The following is a 14,741-nucleotide window of genomic DNA, read 5'->3' as shown; positions in this document are numbered from 1 at the left end:
GCTATCCGGCACATTAGCTAAGAAGGGATTTCGTCGTGCGTCGGCTTCGGATTGCCACAGCCCTGATCATCAGCCTGCTGACCCTGTTCTGCCTGTTCCCGGCTGCGGCCGAAGACGCTGGCGGCTGGTCGGTGCTGCTCGACGAACAGGCCAATCTGCAGCTTTCCGACGTGCGCTCCGAGCGTTACCGCAACCAGTTCAGCCCCCTGCCGCTCGACGAACTGGACGCCGCCCTCCCCGACCAGGCCCTGTGGCTGCACTACCGCCTTGAACCTGGCGAGCAGGAGCAGTTGCTGCGCATCTTCGCCCCCGACCTGTCACGCATCGACCTCTACGCCCTCGAAGGCGGCAAGTTGCTGCGCCAGCTGCACCACGGGCGCCAGGGCGAAACCAGCACCCTGTCGGTCAATGGCAGCGACCACGTGTTGCCACTGCCACGCAGCAGCCAGGCGGTGGATGTGTACCTGCGACTGGTGTCGGAACACCAGTTACGCCCGGCCATCAGCCTGGAACCTGCCGCCGTGGCCGCCGCAGACCAGCGCCAGCCGCTGCTGTTCGGCCTGCTGTTTGGTGGCCTGGTGATGCTGATCCTGCACAACCTGATCCGCTTCGCCTACAGCCGCTCCAGCACCACCCTGCTGCTGGCGCTCTACCACGCCCTGATGCTGCTCAGCGCACTCATTCTGCTCAACCTCAGCGGCCCCTGGTGGCACCTGTGGTACAGCGCCCAGACCCCAGCCGCCTACCTGACCCTGGTGCTGGCCGGGCTTTCCGGCCTCTACTTCACCCTGCATTTCTTCGCGCCCTGCAGCTCGGCACGCGTAAACCGCCTGCTGCACGCAGAGATGCTGGTGGCCGCGGTCAGTGGCCTGGTACTGCTGTTCGTCGACACCCTGCCGCTGAACCTGATGACCTACGCCCTGATGGCCCTGGGCAGCCTGAGCATGCTGCTGGTCAGCAGCTATCACTGGTACAAGGGCTACGGGCCGGCGCGGCTATTTGCCCTGGCCATGCTGGTGTACAACATCGGCGGCCTGGTGCTGCTGCCGGCCCTGCTCGGCCTCACGCGCACCTCCACACCCTGGCTGCTGTGCATCCTGATGGTGCTGACGGTGGTCAGCGGCCTGCTGCTCAACCTGGCCGTCAGCGAGCGCCTGCGGCGCATCAGCGAGGAGCGCTTCCGTGCCAGCCGTGCCCTGGCCGCCAGCGACGCCGAGATCAATGCCAAGGCCGAGTTCCTGGCCAAGATCAGCCACGAGATCCGCACCCCCATGAACGGCGTGCTGGGCATGACCGAGCTGCTGCTGGGCACGCCTCTGTCGGTCAAGCAGCGCGACTACGTGCAGACCATCCACAGCGCTGGCAACGAACTGCTCACGCTAATCAACGAAATCCTCGACATCTCCAAGCTCGAATCGCGGCAGATCGAACTGGACGACGTGCAGTTCGACCTCAACGCCTTGATCGAAGACTGCCTCAACATCTTCCGGGCCAAGGCCGAGCAGCAGAACATCGAGCTGATCAGTTTCACCCAGCCGCAAGTGCCACGGGTGGTCAGCGGCGACCCGACCCGCCTGCGCCAGGCCCTGTCGAGCCTGCTCGACAACGCCTTGAAGAACACCGAACAGGGCGAGATCCTGCTGGTGGTGGCCCTCGACCAGCGCGGCGACACCCCGCGCCTGCGCATTGCCGTGCAGGACAGCGGCGCCCCCATGGCGCCGGCCGAGCGCGACGCCCTGCTGCAGGCCGAACTGCACAGCCGCCACTTCCTCTCCAGCAACAAGCTCGGCGGCCACCTCGGGCTGGTGATCGCCAAGCAGCTGATCGGCCTGATGCAGGGTGAGTTCGGCATCAAGACCAGCACCAGCATGGGCAACACCCTGTGGCTGACGCTGCCGCTGGACCCGCACCGCCTGGAGCAACCGCCGACCGACCTCGACAGCCCGCTGCGCGACGCGCGGGTGCTGGTGGTCGACGACAACGACACCTGCCGCAAGGTCCTGGTGCAGCAATGCAGCGCCTGGGGCATGAACGTCAGCGCCGTGCCTTCCGGCAAGGAGGCGCTGGCCCTGCTGCGCACCAAGGCGCACCTGCGCGACTATTTCGACGTGGTGCTGCTCGACCAGAACATGCCCGGCATGACCGGCATGCAACTGGCGGCGAAGATCAAGGAAGACCCAAGCCTGAACCACGACATCCTGGTGGTCATGCTCACCGGCATCAGCAACGCGCCGAGCAAGGTCATCGCCCGCAATGCCGGGGTCAAGCGCATCCTGGCCAAGCCCGTGGCCGGCTACACGCTCAAGACCACCCTGGCCGAAGAGCTGGCCCTGCGCGGCCGCGAACAGGCCGCACTGCCATTGCCTGCGGGCATCCAGCAGCCGCTGGACCTGCCGCACGACTTCCGCGTACTGGTGGCCGAGGACAACAGCATCTCGACCAAGGTCATCCGCGGCATGCTCGGCAAGCTCAACCTCGAACCGGACACCGCCAGCAATGGTGAAGAGGCCCTGCAGGCGATGAAAGCCAAGCGCTACGACCTGGTGCTGATGGACTGCGAAATGCCGGTGCTCGACGGGTTCTCCGCCACGCAACAGCTGCGGGCCTGGGAAACCGCCAACCGGCGTCCGCGCACCCCGGTGGTGGCGCTGACCGCGCACATCCTTGCCGAACACAAGGAGCGCGCACGCCTGGCCGGCATGGACGGGCACATGGCCAAGCCGGTGGAGCTGTCGCAGCTGCGTGAGCTGATCCAGTTCTGGGCGGGGCAGCGCCAGGTGGTCACCGCGCCGCTGGAGTGATGCGACTGGCCCTATCGCCGGCAAGCCGGCTCCCACACCGGCCGCACTGACCTCAGGCCTTGTGCTGTCCCTGTGGGAGCCGGCTTGCCGGCGATAGGGGCGCGAAGCGGCCCCAACAACCGTCAAACCTGCTGATACACTTGCCCGCACCCACTCCCGCCGCGGACCCTCCCCCATGCTCCATGAGTTGTTCAGCGTCTACCTGAAAATGCTCGTGCTCTACAGCCCGTTCTTCGTGCTGTCGTGCTTCATCAGCCTGACCCGTGGCCACTCCAGCAAGGAGCGCAAGCAGCTGGCCTGGCGCGTGGCCATCGCCACGCTCATCGCCAGCGTGCTCTTGTACCTGTTCGGGCGAGTGATCTTCGGCGTGTTCGGCATCACCGCCGACGCCTTCCGTATCGGCGCGGGTTCGGTGCTGTTCATCTCGGCGCTGGCCATGGCCCAGGGCAAGTCGGCGATCCAGACCGACAACGTGCAGCAGGACGTAACCATCGTGCCGCTGACCATCCCGCTGACCGTCGGCCCGGGCACCATCGGTGCGCTGTTGGTGATGGGGGTGGGCCAGCCGCATTGGGACGACAAGCTGCTGGCTATCGTCAGTATTGCCCTGGCCAGCTTCACCGTCGGCCTGGTGCTGTACCTCTCGCACCGCATTGAACGCCTGCTCGGCGACCAGGGCCTGCAAATCGTCAGCCGGCTGATGGGCCTGTTCGTCTGCGCCCTGGCGGCGCAGATCATCTTCACCGGGATCAAGGGCTACATGGTGCCGTAACGCGCCTCAGATCTCGAAGGACAGGATCTGCTGCCGGACGATCTTTTCCAGGCGTTGTTCCACCAAGCTGCGATACGACTGGTCGAACAAACGCGTATTGAAGCGCACCAGCTCAGCCTGCACCCGCGTCGCTTCACGACTGCGAAGCAAAAAACCGGTGTTGAGCATGTCGCGTTCGCAGTGTTCGCGGTAGAGCACCAGATCCACATATCCCGGCTTGCTGGGTGCACACGGCAACAGCTGGAAAACCCCGCGTTCCCGGGTACGTTGCTCGAAGTTGAGCAACGCCCATTCGCTCTCGGCCAACCCCGTCATCGCCAGCCCCAGCGCAGTCGAGTAATGCTCGCCAGCCGTGGCTTCAATCCGTCGCAGCGCAGCATTGACGATGCCGGGGCGCTCGAGCCCAGGCCAGTGCTCCTGCTCGGCCGACAAGGCATCCCATCCGTAATACTGCAGCTGTCTGCGGTAATGGCTGAACCAGTCGGTCACCAACCCTTGGTCATGGTCGGTGCGCGTCACGCGCTCGGCCATCAACGCCGCCAGCTGCACCGCGCTACGCTGCGCGGCGGTAACCCCAGGCAAGAACGCGACCAGGCTGCTGCCCGCCACTGCCGCTCTATGCTTGTCCATGCTGCATGACCTCTTGTCAGCACCCGGCCCTTGCCTGCCGGGCAGGCCTGGCCACCACCACAGCGGACGGCGACCAAGGTTCATGGATCAGAAATCGTATTGCAGCACGTTCTCGAAACGACGTTCACCCAAGCGCTGCTCCACATGCTCGCGCACGCGGGCGTAGTGATCATTGTTGAAGGTGAGCAACGCAGTGCCCGAGTAGTGGTAGGTGTCGGTGTTTTTCCATTCGAAGGCCACGGTATCCAGGTCGCGGCTCATACCCTTGGTGCTGACCGCGGTCTGCACCATCATCAGTTGCCCCTCTTCATTTTCAAGGCAAGCCGCCAGGCCAATGGTCCCGACCAGCTTCTCCCTGAAGTTGTGCTTGAAGATGTCCTGGGCTTCGGTCACTTGCCCCAGGCCTTCGAGGGCAGCCTCGGCCAATTTGCCGATGGCCTCGGACACCGGCCCACCGAACGCGGCCTGACCAACAACGCGCATGGCCTTGAAGGCGACGGCGCCCAAGGTGAGGGACTGCGAGTCGGAGTGTTCGCGCTCGTAGGTACGACGCACCGTCAGCCAGCCCAGGTCCTCCATCACTTTCAGGTTCTGCTTGTACCAGGCCTCGCTCTGGTTCTCGCTGTCATAAAGCCTGGAAGCCACCAGCGAGGCAAACTGGTACGAATTCATGACATCGGTACGATTCTGCAGGCTCATACCGGCGGCGAAGGCCACCAGCGACTGCTCGACGATGGCAGCGGAGTGGGTATCGGAGATCAGGTTTTTGCTCATCATGCATATCCTTGAGTCAGAACCCGGCGGATGCCGGGTGAGACTCGAAGACTATGCAGGTGAGAATGTGCCGTTCAGCAGGCCAGCCTTCCTCGCTGGTCAGACTTTCGCGGGGTACCAGCGCGGCGTGTAGACCCACTGGCTGCCGTCGGCACGGGGGAAGGTGCAGGTGGTCGAGGAGCCGACCAGCACCATGGTGCGCATGTCGACCATCTCGGGCACCAGCTCGCCCAGCGTGACCGTCCTGAGGGTCTGCCCCGGGCGCCCGATGTCGCGCCCCAGCACTACCGGCGTATGCGCCTGGCGATGGCGGCGCACCACTTCCAGTGCATGGCCCAGCTGATGCGGCCGCGACTTGGAGATCGGGTTGTAGAACGCCAGCACCAGGTCGGCCTGGGCCGCGAGGTCGAGGCGTTTCTCGATGATCGACCACGGCTTGAGGTTGTCCGACAGCGACATCACGCAGAAGTCGTGGCCCAAGGGTGCCCCGGCCTGTGCGGCGGTGGCCAGGGAGGCAGAGACGCCCGGCAGGATCTCAAGGTCGACCCGCTGCCAGGCCGGGTCGGTGGATTCGTGCAGCGCTTCGAGCACCGCAGCGGCCATGGCGAACACGCCCGGGTCGCCCGACGACACCACCACCACCGAGCGTCCTTGCGCCGCCAGTTCGAACGCATGGCGGGCACGCTGCATCTCTTCGCGGTTGTCGGTGCAGTGCAGCACCTGGTCGTCGCGGAACGGGCCGGCCATGCGCACGTAGGTTTCATAGCCCAGTACATCCTGGGCCCGCGCCAGTTCGGCCTTGACCGCCGGCACCATCAACTCGGCGGCGCCAGGGCCCAGGCCGATCACGGCCAGGCGGCCACGTCGGCGACCCAGTTGCGCGCTGTCGACCGGCAGTGCGGCAACCGCCACAGCCAACCCGGCATGGGTTTCGACCCGAGCCTGCCCCAACGTATCGGCCAGCATCTGCTCAGGGCTGCTGGCAGCAGGGGCGAAGCGCAGGGCAACGTTCAGGGTTTGCGCAGCCTCCTGCAAGGCCGGCGCGGCCATGTCGGCTTCGCTTGCCAGCAAACAGGCCAGCGCCGCTTCGGCGATACCTGCCGCCTGCAAGGCTTCACGCACTTGCCGGGCCAGGTCGGCGCCACCAGCTGCAACCGCCACCACCACGCAACGGGCATGGATCACCAGCTCATCGCGGTTGGCCGGTCGCGCAGCACTGCCCACATGGAGGATGCGCTGGGCGTTGTCGCTGACCGGCAGTTGGGCATGCTCGAGCCAGGGTGCATCGCCTTCGATGCGCAGCGTTTCCCCGGCCAGCAGGTCGCTGACAAAGCGCTTGCCCTGCTCCAGGTCCGCCAAGGCATAGCCCTCTGGCGGGTTGAGCAGGCAGGTGCCGAAGCGCAGCTCACCGCTGGTGGTGATCGCGGCATTCACGCCCAGTGCCTCGGCGATTGCCCGGGCCATCACATTGACCCCGCCCAGCCCACCGAGCAACGGCACCACGGCGCTGCCGTCCTCGGCCACGGCCAGCACCGGCGGCTCGCTGCCTTTCTCGTCGAGCAGCGGCGCCAGGGTGCGAATCACGATACCGGCCGCGCACAGGGCGATGATCGGGGTGTCCTGCCGATACAGGGCCCGCAGGGTGTCGCCGAATGCGCTGTAGTAACGGTCGGCCCCCTCCACGCGCCCTTGCAGGCCATGGATCACGGCCTGTGGATAACGTTGCTGGATGCGCTGCGCGGTCGCCAGGCTGCCGGGGCCGAGAATGACGATGGCCGGTACGTTGTTCATCCCTGCCATTTTTCACCCGGCACGATGATCAGCGAGAAGTACGGCGAAGACTGTGGGTCGACTTCATCCAGCGGCACGATCTTCTGGTTGGCCATGGTCGCACGCTCGACGTACAGCGCGCGGCCATCCATACCCAGTTCGGTGAGCGCCTGGCGAACCTTGGGGAAGTTGCGCCCCAGCTTCATGATCACCGCCGCATCGGCATCGGCCAGGCGACGCTTGAGCTCGTCGGCAGGCAGCACGCCGGAGAGCACGGTCAGGGTCTGATTGCGATACACCAGCGGCGCGCCCAGCACCGAGGCCCCCCCGAGCATCGAGCAGACACCTGGGATCACCTGGGCCTCGTAGCGCGACGCCAGGCGGTCATGCAGGTACATGTAGGAGCCGTAGAAGAACGGGTCGCCCTCGCAGATCACCGCCACATCGCGGCCGGCGTCGAGGTGTTCGGCCACCTGCACGCTGGCTTCGTCGTAGAAGTCGCTGATCACCTGCTCGTAGGACAGCGGCGCCGGCAGCGCTTCGGTGGTCACCGGGTACACCAGCGGCAGCAGGGTCTGCTCGGCCTGCAGGTGCGCCTCGATGATGCCGAAGGCGTTGCCACGCTTGCCCTTGGCCACGAAGTACGCCACCACCGGCGCTTCACGCAGCAGGCGCAGGGCCTTGACCGTGATCAGTTCAGGGTCGCCCGGGCCCACGCCCAGGCCCAGCAGTCGTCCGCGTGCCTGCATCATTCCACCTCCGTGGCGAGGGCATTGACCGCTGCGGCGGCCATGGCGCTGCCGCCCAGGCGGCCCTGCATGATCACGAAGGGCACGCCGCGGCTGTCGGCGGCGAGCATGGCCTTGGACTCGGCTGCACCGACAAAGCCGACCGGGAAGCCAAGGATCAGCGCAGGCTTGGGTGCTCCGGCATCGATCATTTCCAGCAGGTAGAACAACGCGGTCGGCGCGTTGCCGATCACCACCACGCTGCCTTCCAGGTGCGGGCGCCACAGCTCCAGGGCCACCGCAGAGCGGGTATTGCCTTCGGCCTTGGCCAGGTCCGGCACGCTGGGGTCGCGCAGGGTGCAGATCACCGGGTTGTTCGCCGGCAGGCGCGCGCGGGTGATGCCTTCGGCGACCATGTGTGCGTCACACAGGATCGGCGCGCCCTTGGCCAGGGCTTCACGCCCGGCGGTGCCGGCACCCTCGGAGAACTGCAGGCCGTCAATGGCCTCGACCATGCCGCAGGCATGGATCACGCGCACGGCGAGCTTCTCCAGGTCGGCGGGAATGCGCTCGAGCCGGGCCTCCTCGCGGATGATGCGGAAAGAATTGCGATAGATCTCCTGACCATCGCGGATGTAGTCAATCATCAAGGTGCTCCGTCGGCAGGTCGAGCATGGCGCCTGCTTCTTCTGGGGTGAGGTTGGCGGCGCGCAGCCGGCCGAAACCCGGCAGGCGCGCATCGCGCAGGTAAAGGTCGTAGCGGCCCGGGGCGCAGGCCAGCAAGGTGGCCGGGGCGACATGGGCCACGGCGCAGGAACGGGGGCAGGCGGACAGGTGCACGCTGGCGGGGGCGCCATGCTGCAGCCGGGCAGCCAGGGTAACGGCGTCGGCCTTGGTGTCGGCCAGGGCCTTGGCACAGCCGCTGGAGCCGGTGCAGGCGGCGACACGGGCCAGCGGCTGGTCCGGGGCGCAGAGCAGGCCCAGCGCCGCGAGCTGATCGCGGGCCTGGCCGATGGATTCCTGGGCGACCGACGTCAGCACCAGGCTCTGCCAGGGGCTCAGGCGCAAGCTGCCGTCACCCCACTGCCGGGCGATGTGCGCAGCGCCACGCAGCATGGCCGGGGTCAGGCGGCCCAACGGCGGGGCCACACCGAGGGCCACACCTTGACCTTGCGCCAACACGCCCAGCCAGGCGCCCGGTGCCTTGGCACGCCGCCAGTTCAACACGGCATCGTCGCGGCGGATGGCCAGCCCGTCGATGAACTGCTCGACGCTGCAGGTCGCCAACAACTGACGCATGCGCGACTGCTCGGGCGTGGCCAGGTCGAGAAAGCGCGCAAGCACCGCCCTGACCAGCGCCAACCCCTGCTCCACCGGCACCGCGCCCACTGGCTGGTCGGCCGGGCAGCCGGCCAGGCCGAACATCAGCCAGGTGCGCTGCTCGAACTGCGCGGCGGACAGCCACAGGTCATGGGGGTGTTCGAGCATCGCCAGCCCTTCACCGCCATCGAGTTGCACGGCGAACTTGGCCGACAGCTCATGGAAGCGTGGCGTGCCTTCAAGCAGGTCGAGGATCTGCCCGGCCAACGGCCGGGTATCGAGCAGCATGCTCGGGTCGAGCCCCGCCAGCGGGCTGAGCATCAGGTTGCGCACATCGTCGCCGGCCGCCTCGCGCGGCCCCAGGCCCGCCGCCAGCAGGCATTCGACCAGCCCGCGGTGGTCGTTGCCGATGCCACGGATCTGCAGATTGGCGCGGTTGGTCGCCTCGATCACGCCGCCAGCGAAGCGCTCGGCGGCGTCGGCCACGGCCTCGGCCTGGTCGGCCAGCAGCAGGCCGCCGGGCAGCTTGATCCGGCAGATGCCGCCATCGCGCGCAGCGACGACGCGCCACAACCCCGGGCAGGCCGAGGGACGAGGCGTAATGTTGGGGGGCTGGGCCTGCTTCAAAGGGGCATCCGGCAATCGTGAAGGTGCGCTTCAGTGTAGAAGGCGCGGTATTATGCCTGCTTTGTCCGGCGGCATGAAAAGCCGGTGGTCGAGCATCTACTGCGATTGAGTAGAAATTCTGAACCGCGTCGCCTTCTTCGCGGGTAAACCCGCTCCCACAGAATCACGCTGCCCCTGTTGGCGGTGCTGTACCTGTGGGAGCGGGTTTACCCGCGAAGAGGCGCGAGCGGCTCCAACATTGGCGGAACGAAACACATGGCCCCCTGGCTCACAGTAATAGGCATCGGCGAAGACGGCTTCAGCGGCCTGGGCAAGCAGGCCCGACGCGCCCTGCTGGCGGCCACGCACATCGTCGGCAGCCCGCGCCAGCTGGCCCTGCTGCCCCACTGCGCGAGCGCCGAGCAGATCCACTGGCCCAGCCCGTTTTCGCTGGAGCCGCTGCTGGCCCTGCGCGGTCAGCCGGTGTGCGTGCTGGCCAGCGGCGACCCGATGTTCTACGGCGTCGGCGCCAGTCTGGCGCGCCAGTTCCCCGCCAGCGAGATGCAGGTGCTGCCGATGCCCTCCTCCTGTGCCCTCGCCGCCGCCCGCCTGGGCTGGCCGTTGCAGGACGTGCAGGTGGTCTCGGTGGTCGCCCGCCCGCTGGCCGCGCTCAATGCCCACCTGTTCAGCGGCCTGCGCCTGCTGGTGCTGAGCAACGACCAGCACAGCCCGGCCGCCATCGCCGCACAACTGTGCGAACGTGGCTTTGGCCCCAGCCGTCTCCAGGTGTTCGAACACCTCGGCGGGCCACTGGAGCGCCAACTGAGCGGTACGGCCGAAGACTGGCCGCACGCCGATATCGCTGCGCTGAACCTGGTCGCCATCGACTGCCAGGCCAGCGTCGATACCCTACGCCTGCCACGTGTCGCCGGCCTGCCGGACAGTGCCTTCCGTCATGACGGCCAGCTGACCAAGCGCGATGTGCGCGCCATCACCCTGGCCCGCCTGGCACCGCAACCGGGCGAGCTGCTGTGGGACGTGGGCGCCGGCTGCGGCTCGATCGGGATCGAGTGGATGCGAGCCCACCCCAGCTGCCGCACCCTGGCCATCGAGGCCGACGAAGGCCGCCAGGGCTTCATCGAACACAACCGCGATGCCCTGGGCGTGCCCGGCCTGCAGCTGATTCGCGGCAAGGCCCCGCAGGCGCTTGACGACCTGGAGCGCCCCGATGCGATCTTCATCGGCGGCGGCGTCACCCGCGAAGGCGTGCTCGACCTGTGCTGGGACCGTCTGCTGCCGGGCGGACGCCTTGTTGCCAACGCCGTCACGCTGCAAAGCGAAGTTGCCTTGGCGCAGTTCCGCGAGCAGCATGGCGGCGAACTGACCCGCATCCATATCGCCCACACCCAGCCGTTGGGCAGCTTCGACACCTGGCGCCAGGCGCTGCCGATCACCCTGCTCGACGTGGTCAAACCCCTCGATGCGTGAAGAAACTCGCGAACAGCCAGCGCCCCTGCGCAGCGGCCTGACCACCGGCAGCTGCGCCACCGCCACCAGCCTGGCGGCGGCGCGTCTGCTGCTGACCGGCCAGCATCACGACGCGGTGCACATCACCCTGCCCAAGGGCAAGGTGGTAGAGATGCGCCTGGAGTTCTGCCGAACCACTGCAGAGGGCGCCGAGGCCGGCACGCTCAAGGATGCCGGCGACGATCCGGATGTCACCCATGGCGCGCTGCTCTACAGCCAGGTGCGCCTGCTGGCCGAACCCGGCATCCGCTTTGTCGCCGGGCAAGGCGTGGGCACAGTGACCCGCCCCGGGCTGGTGCTGGGCGTGGGTGAGCCTGCGATCAACCCGGTGCCCCGGCGGATGATCAGCGAGCACTTGCAGCAGTTGGCAAACGAATGCGCCTACGCCGGTGGTTTCGAAGTCACGGTCAATGTCCGCGACGGTGAAGCCCTGGCCCTGAAGACCATGAACCCGCGCCTGGGTATCCTCGGCGGGCTGTCGATCCTCGGCACCAGCGGCATCGTCCGGCCGTTCTCCTGCGCGGCCTATATCGCCTCGATCCACCAAGGCATCGATGTTGCCCACACCAACGGCTACACCCACATCGCCGCCTGCACCGGCAATGCCAGCGAAGACACCATGCGCCGGGTGTATGGCCTGCCGGAAATCGCCCTGATCGAGATGGGCGACTTCGTCGGCGCCGTGCTCAAGCACCTGCGCAAGGTGCCGGTGCCGCGTCTGAGCCTGTGCGGCGGCTTTGGCAAGATCAGCAAGCTGGCCGCCGGGCACATGGACCTGCACAGCCGCCATTCGAGCATCGACCTTCCACAGCTGGCCGGCTGGGCCGCCGACATTGGCGCCGATGCGCCGCTGCAAGCAGCGATCATCGGCGCCAACACCAGTCAACAGGCCCTGGCCCTGGCCCACGCCGCCGGTATCGCCTTGGGCGACGAAGTCTGCCGCCATGCGCTGGCCTTCGCCCGCAGCGTGGTGCCGGCCCAGGTGCAGGTGGAGGTGTTCGCCATCGACCGCCAGGGCGGCATCGTCGGTAAGGCGGGTGTGCTATGAACGGACGCATCCTGCTGCTGGGTGGAGTGACCGAGGCCCTGGCCATTGCCCGTACACTCGGGCCGCAGCATGTCTATAGCCTTGCAGGCATTGGCCGGGTGCCCCAGGACCTGGCCTGCCAGGTGCGGGTTGGCGGCTACGGTGGCGCCGAAGGCCTGGCGCGCTATCTGCGTGAGGAAGGTATCGAGCTGCTGATCGACGCCACCCACCCCTACGCCGCGCAGATCAGCGCCAACGCTGCCCAGGCTGCGCGCAGTGCCGGGGTTGCCTGCTGGGCCCTGCGCCGGCCGGCCTGGAAGGCGCAGGACGGTGACGACTGGCGCGAGGTGGCGGACTGGGATGAGTTGATCGAGGCGCTGGCGCCGTTCCAGCGACCGCTGTTCACCCTGGGCCGTGAGCCGTTGCAGCACCTGGACGAAATCCCGCCGCACCAGTTCTGGACCCTTCGTGCCCTTGAGGCTTGCCCGGGCAATGAGCGCTGCGAGGTGATCGGTGCGCGTGGGCCATTCAACATTGACGATGAGCGCGCGTTGTTTGAACGCCGGCAGATCGATGTGCTGGTGAGCAAGAACAGTGGTAGTACGGCGACTGAGCCGAAGCTTGAGGTGGCGCGAGAGCGGGGGGTGCCGGTGTTGGTGCTCAGGCGGCCGGTGTTGCCGGAGGTGGAGCGGGTTTTCGAAAGTCCTGCGGTGCTGCTGGAGGCGCTGGAGGCAGATCGCGTCAGGGCTGACAGGTGTTCGCCGAAGGTTTTATAGCGCCTGTGAGATCGAGCGCCGCCCGCGCGGCGCATCGCTGGCAAGTCGCAGCGGCGAACCGCAGCTCCCACATCTGTTTCGGGCCAGTCTCTCCTGTGCCATTTCCTGGTCCGCCTTGTTGGCTCGACACAATTTCAGCGTGGGCGTTGCTGCCGCCCCACCTGACTCAAGGCATGCGCCAAGGCGCGCAGCGGTACTTTCACAGGACTCATTGGCCCGAAACAAACTGTGGGAGCTGGCTTGCCAGCGATGCGCCGCGCGGGCGGCGCTCGATCTCAAGAACACTGCAAATCCTTCGGCGAACACCTGCCAGCCCTAACGCAACCCCCATGAAACCCAAAGCCACACTCAACCAATGGCCCTATGCCTTGATCTTGCCGTAAAATCCCCTCCCCTCTACTGGAAGGCTCCACCCATATGGAAATGCAATGGTGGATCTGGCTCGTCTTCGGCGTGGCCCTGATCCTGCTGGAACTGGTGCTCCCCACCTTCTTCATTCTCTGGTTCGGCATCGGCGCCGTGCTGGTATCGCTCATCGCCCTGCTCGCCCCCAGCCTGCAACTGGATATGCAAGGGCTGCTGTGGGTAGTGTTCTCGTCCATCACCACCGTGCTCTGGTTCAAAGTGTTCCGCCGCAAGAAAGCAGACGTACGCTGGACCGCCGACAGCGTGATCGGCGAGGTCGGCTTGCTGACCGCCAGCGTCTCGCAGTTCCAGAAAGGCCGCGTGCGCTTCCAGAAGCCAATCCTCGGCAACGAGGAATGGACCTGCGTCGCCGACAGCGACATCCCCGCCGGCGAGCGCGTGCGCCTGGCCGCCATCGAAGGCAATACCGCCCGGGTCACCCGGGCTTGAATCAGTACTAAAAGGAAGTTCGCAAACATGACCAGCCTCATCGTCGTCGCCACCCTCGCCGCATTCGTCCTGATCACCGTGTTCAAGGGGGTGCGCATCGTGCCCCAGGGCGAGGAATGGATCGTCGAGCGCCTGGGCCGCTACCACAGCACCCTCAAGCCCGGCCTGAACATCGTCATCCCGTACATGGACGTGGTTGCCTACCGCCTGCCGACCAAGGACATCATCCTCGACGTGCAGCAGCAGGAGATCATCACCAAGGACAACGCGGTGATCGTCGCCAACGCCCTGTGCTTCGCCAAGGTCGTGGACCCACAGAAAGCGTCCTACGGTGTGCAGAACTTTTCGTTCGCCGTCACCAGCCTGACCATGACTTCGCTGCGTGCCATCGTCGGCGCCATGGACCTGGACGAAGCGCTGTCCAGCCGCGAGCAGATCAAGGCGCGCCTGCGTGAGGCGATGTCCGAGCAGACCGAAGACTGGGGCGTGACCGTGCGCTCGGTAGAGATCCAGGACATCAAGCCATCGCCGAGCATGCAAACCGCCATGGAGCGCCAGGCCGCCGCCGAGCGTGAGCGTAAAGCCGACGTGACCCGCGCCGAAGGCAACAAGCAGGCCGCCATTCTGGAAGCCGAGGCGCGCTTGCAGGCGGCCAAGCTGGATGCCGAAGCCCAGGTCAACCTGGCCGAAGCGTCGGCACGGGCGATCACCCTGGTGAAGGACGCGGTGGGCAGCGAGACGGTGCCGGCCATGTACCTGCTGGGTGAGCGCTACATCGGCGCGATGGAGAACCTGGCGAGCAGCGACAATTCGAAAGTCGTGGTGCTGCCTGCCGACCTGCAAGAGACCGTGCGCGGTTTGATGGGGCGCGGTAAAGCCTGAGCCCCCCAGCCCTGGGGGTACGACCATTGTGGGTGCGGATTCGTGGGAGCGGGCTTGCCCCGCGATGAGGCCTGCCCAGGCAACCTCGTTTCCAGGCCCGGCCCCATCGCGGGGCAAGCCCGCTCCCACGAAGTTGCGCCCTTGACGCGAGGTGCCCTACCCCAGGTGCGGCACTTCACCGCACCCCGGCATTTTTACCTATACTCCGCCGTACAATAGCCACCACGATTCCTGACCGGATCTCTCCATGCCCCCACGTCGGCACATCGCCTG

The 14,741-nt window shown here is 66.7% G+C and carries 13 protein-coding genes; 7 read left to right on the top strand and 6 right to left on the bottom strand.

The genetic code is table 11. From position 1 onward, the window contains the following. Nucleotides 1-35: 35 nt before the first annotated feature. Nucleotides 36-2,801, top strand: coding sequence for a hybrid sensor histidine kinase/response regulator (locus F6X61_RS05740; protein ID WP_153785777.1), 2,766 nt, complete (start codon nucleotides 36-38; stop codon nucleotides 2,799-2,801). A 175-nt stretch (nucleotides 2,802-2,976) separates the two neighbouring features. Next, entirely contained in the window at nucleotides 2,977-3,573 is a 597-nt protein-coding gene (locus F6X61_RS05735; RefSeq protein WP_125860584.1) for a MarC family protein, read from the top strand. A gap of 6 nt (nucleotides 3,574-3,579) precedes the next feature. Here the strand turns inward: F6X61_RS05735 and F6X61_RS05730 are convergent, their stop codons facing one another. The 6 genes from F6X61_RS05730 to cobG form a co-directional block, all read right to left on the bottom strand. Then, nucleotides 3,580-4,203: a hypothetical protein gene (locus F6X61_RS05730; RefSeq protein WP_153785776.1), complete on the bottom strand. Its 624-nt coding sequence runs from the start codon at nucleotides 4,201-4,203 to the stop codon at nucleotides 3,580-3,582. Nucleotides 4,204-4,290: 87 nt separating this feature from the next. Then, nucleotides 4,291-4,980 carry a hypothetical protein gene (locus tag F6X61_RS05725; protein ID WP_178125779.1) on the bottom strand — a complete coding sequence of 230 codons (690 nt, stop codon included), beginning with the start codon at nucleotides 4,978-4,980 and terminating at the stop codon, nucleotides 4,291-4,293. A 96-nt stretch (nucleotides 4,981-5,076) separates the two neighbouring features. Next, nucleotides 5,077-6,768 carry a precorrin-3B C(17)-methyltransferase gene (gene cobJ, locus F6X61_RS05720; protein WP_153785774.1) on the bottom strand — a complete coding sequence of 564 codons (1,692 nt, stop codon included), beginning with the start codon at nucleotides 6,766-6,768 and terminating at the stop codon, nucleotides 5,077-5,079. Then, on the bottom strand, nucleotides 6,765-7,499 hold the full coding sequence (locus F6X61_RS05715; protein WP_153785773.1) for a precorrin-2 C(20)-methyltransferase: 735 nt from the start codon (nucleotides 7,497-7,499) through the stop codon (nucleotides 6,765-6,767). The genes cobJ and F6X61_RS05715 overlap by 4 nt, the downstream gene beginning before the upstream one ends. Beyond that, a complete protein-coding gene (locus tag F6X61_RS05710) occupies nucleotides 7,496-8,122 on the bottom strand; it encodes a precorrin-8X methylmutase (protein ID WP_153785772.1) in 627 nt (208 codons plus the stop codon). Before F6X61_RS05710 ends, F6X61_RS05715 begins: the two co-directional genes overlap by 4 nt. Further along, complete coding sequence (gene cobG / locus F6X61_RS05705; RefSeq protein WP_153785771.1) at nucleotides 8,115-9,437, bottom strand: precorrin-3B synthase; 1,323 nt, start codon at nucleotides 9,435-9,437, stop codon at nucleotides 8,115-8,117. Before cobG ends, F6X61_RS05710 begins: the two co-directional genes overlap by 8 nt. Nucleotides 9,438-9,677: 240 nt before the next feature. Between cobG and cbiE the strand changes: the two genes are divergently transcribed. From cbiE to F6X61_RS05680, 5 genes are all read left to right on the top strand, one after another. Then, nucleotides 9,678-10,889 (top strand): precorrin-6y C5,15-methyltransferase (decarboxylating) subunit CbiE, encoded by a 1,212-nt coding sequence (cbiE, locus tag F6X61_RS05700; protein WP_153785770.1) that lies wholly within the window; start codon nucleotides 9,678-9,680, stop codon nucleotides 10,887-10,889. Next, nucleotides 10,882-11,976 carry a cobalt-precorrin-5B (C(1))-methyltransferase gene (locus tag F6X61_RS05695; RefSeq protein ID WP_153785769.1) on the top strand — a complete coding sequence of 365 codons (1,095 nt, stop codon included), beginning with the start codon at nucleotides 10,882-10,884 and terminating at the stop codon, nucleotides 11,974-11,976. The genes cbiE and F6X61_RS05695 overlap by 8 nt, the downstream gene beginning before the upstream one ends. Next, a complete protein-coding gene (locus F6X61_RS05690; protein WP_153785768.1) occupies nucleotides 11,973-12,731 on the top strand; it encodes a cobalt-precorrin-6A reductase in 759 nt (252 codons plus the stop codon). Before F6X61_RS05695 ends, F6X61_RS05690 begins: the two co-directional genes overlap by 4 nt. Nucleotides 12,732-13,148: 417 nt before the next feature. Next, nucleotides 13,149-13,586 (top strand): NfeD family protein, encoded by a 438-nt coding sequence (locus tag F6X61_RS05685; protein WP_153785767.1) that lies wholly within the window; start codon nucleotides 13,149-13,151, stop codon nucleotides 13,584-13,586. Between the two features lie 27 nt (nucleotides 13,587-13,613). Then, nucleotides 13,614-14,468: an SPFH domain-containing protein gene (locus F6X61_RS05680; protein ID WP_153785766.1), complete on the top strand. Its 855-nt coding sequence runs from the start codon at nucleotides 13,614-13,616 to the stop codon at nucleotides 14,466-14,468. Nucleotides 14,469-14,741: the final 273 nt, after the last annotated feature.

Source organism: Pseudomonas sp. EMN2, from assembly GCF_009650555.1.
Classification (GTDB): Bacteria; Pseudomonadota; Gammaproteobacteria; order Pseudomonadales; family Pseudomonadaceae; genus Aquipseudomonas; species Aquipseudomonas sichuanensis.
This window is presented reverse-complemented; position numbering and strand designations above follow the sequence as displayed.

Coding starts and splice junctions, on each gene's coding strand:
- F6X61_RS05735 (WP_125860584.1), top strand. CDS start 2,977: ATGCTCCATGAGTTGTTCAGCGTCTACCTGAAAATGCTCGTGCTCTAC.
- F6X61_RS05730 (WP_153785776.1), bottom strand. CDS start 4,203: ATGGACAAGCATAGAGCGGCAGTGGCGGGCAGCAGCCTGGTCGCGTTC.
- F6X61_RS05725 (WP_178125779.1), bottom strand. CDS start 4,980: ATGATGAGCAAAAACCTGATCTCCGATACCCACTCCGCTGCCATCGTC.
- cobJ (WP_153785774.1), bottom strand. CDS start 6,768: ATGAACAACGTACCGGCCATCGTCATTCTCGGCCCCGGCAGCCTGGCG.
- F6X61_RS05715 (WP_153785773.1), bottom strand. CDS start 7,499: ATGATGCAGGCACGCGGACGACTGCTGGGCCTGGGCGTGGGCCCGGGC.
- F6X61_RS05710 (WP_153785772.1), bottom strand. CDS start 8,122: ATGATTGACTACATCCGCGATGGTCAGGAGATCTATCGCAATTCTTTC.
- cbiE (WP_153785770.1), top strand. CDS start 9,678: ATGGCCCCCTGGCTCACAGTAATAGGCATCGGCGAAGACGGCTTCAGC.
- F6X61_RS05695 (WP_153785769.1), top strand. CDS start 10,882: ATGCGTGAAGAAACTCGCGAACAGCCAGCGCCCCTGCGCAGCGGCCTG.
- F6X61_RS05690 (WP_153785768.1), top strand. CDS start 11,973: ATGAACGGACGCATCCTGCTGCTGGGTGGAGTGACCGAGGCCCTGGCC.
- F6X61_RS05685 (WP_153785767.1), top strand. CDS start 13,149: ATGGAAATGCAATGGTGGATCTGGCTCGTCTTCGGCGTGGCCCTGATC.
- F6X61_RS05680 (WP_153785766.1), top strand. CDS start 13,614: ATGACCAGCCTCATCGTCGTCGCCACCCTCGCCGCATTCGTCCTGATC.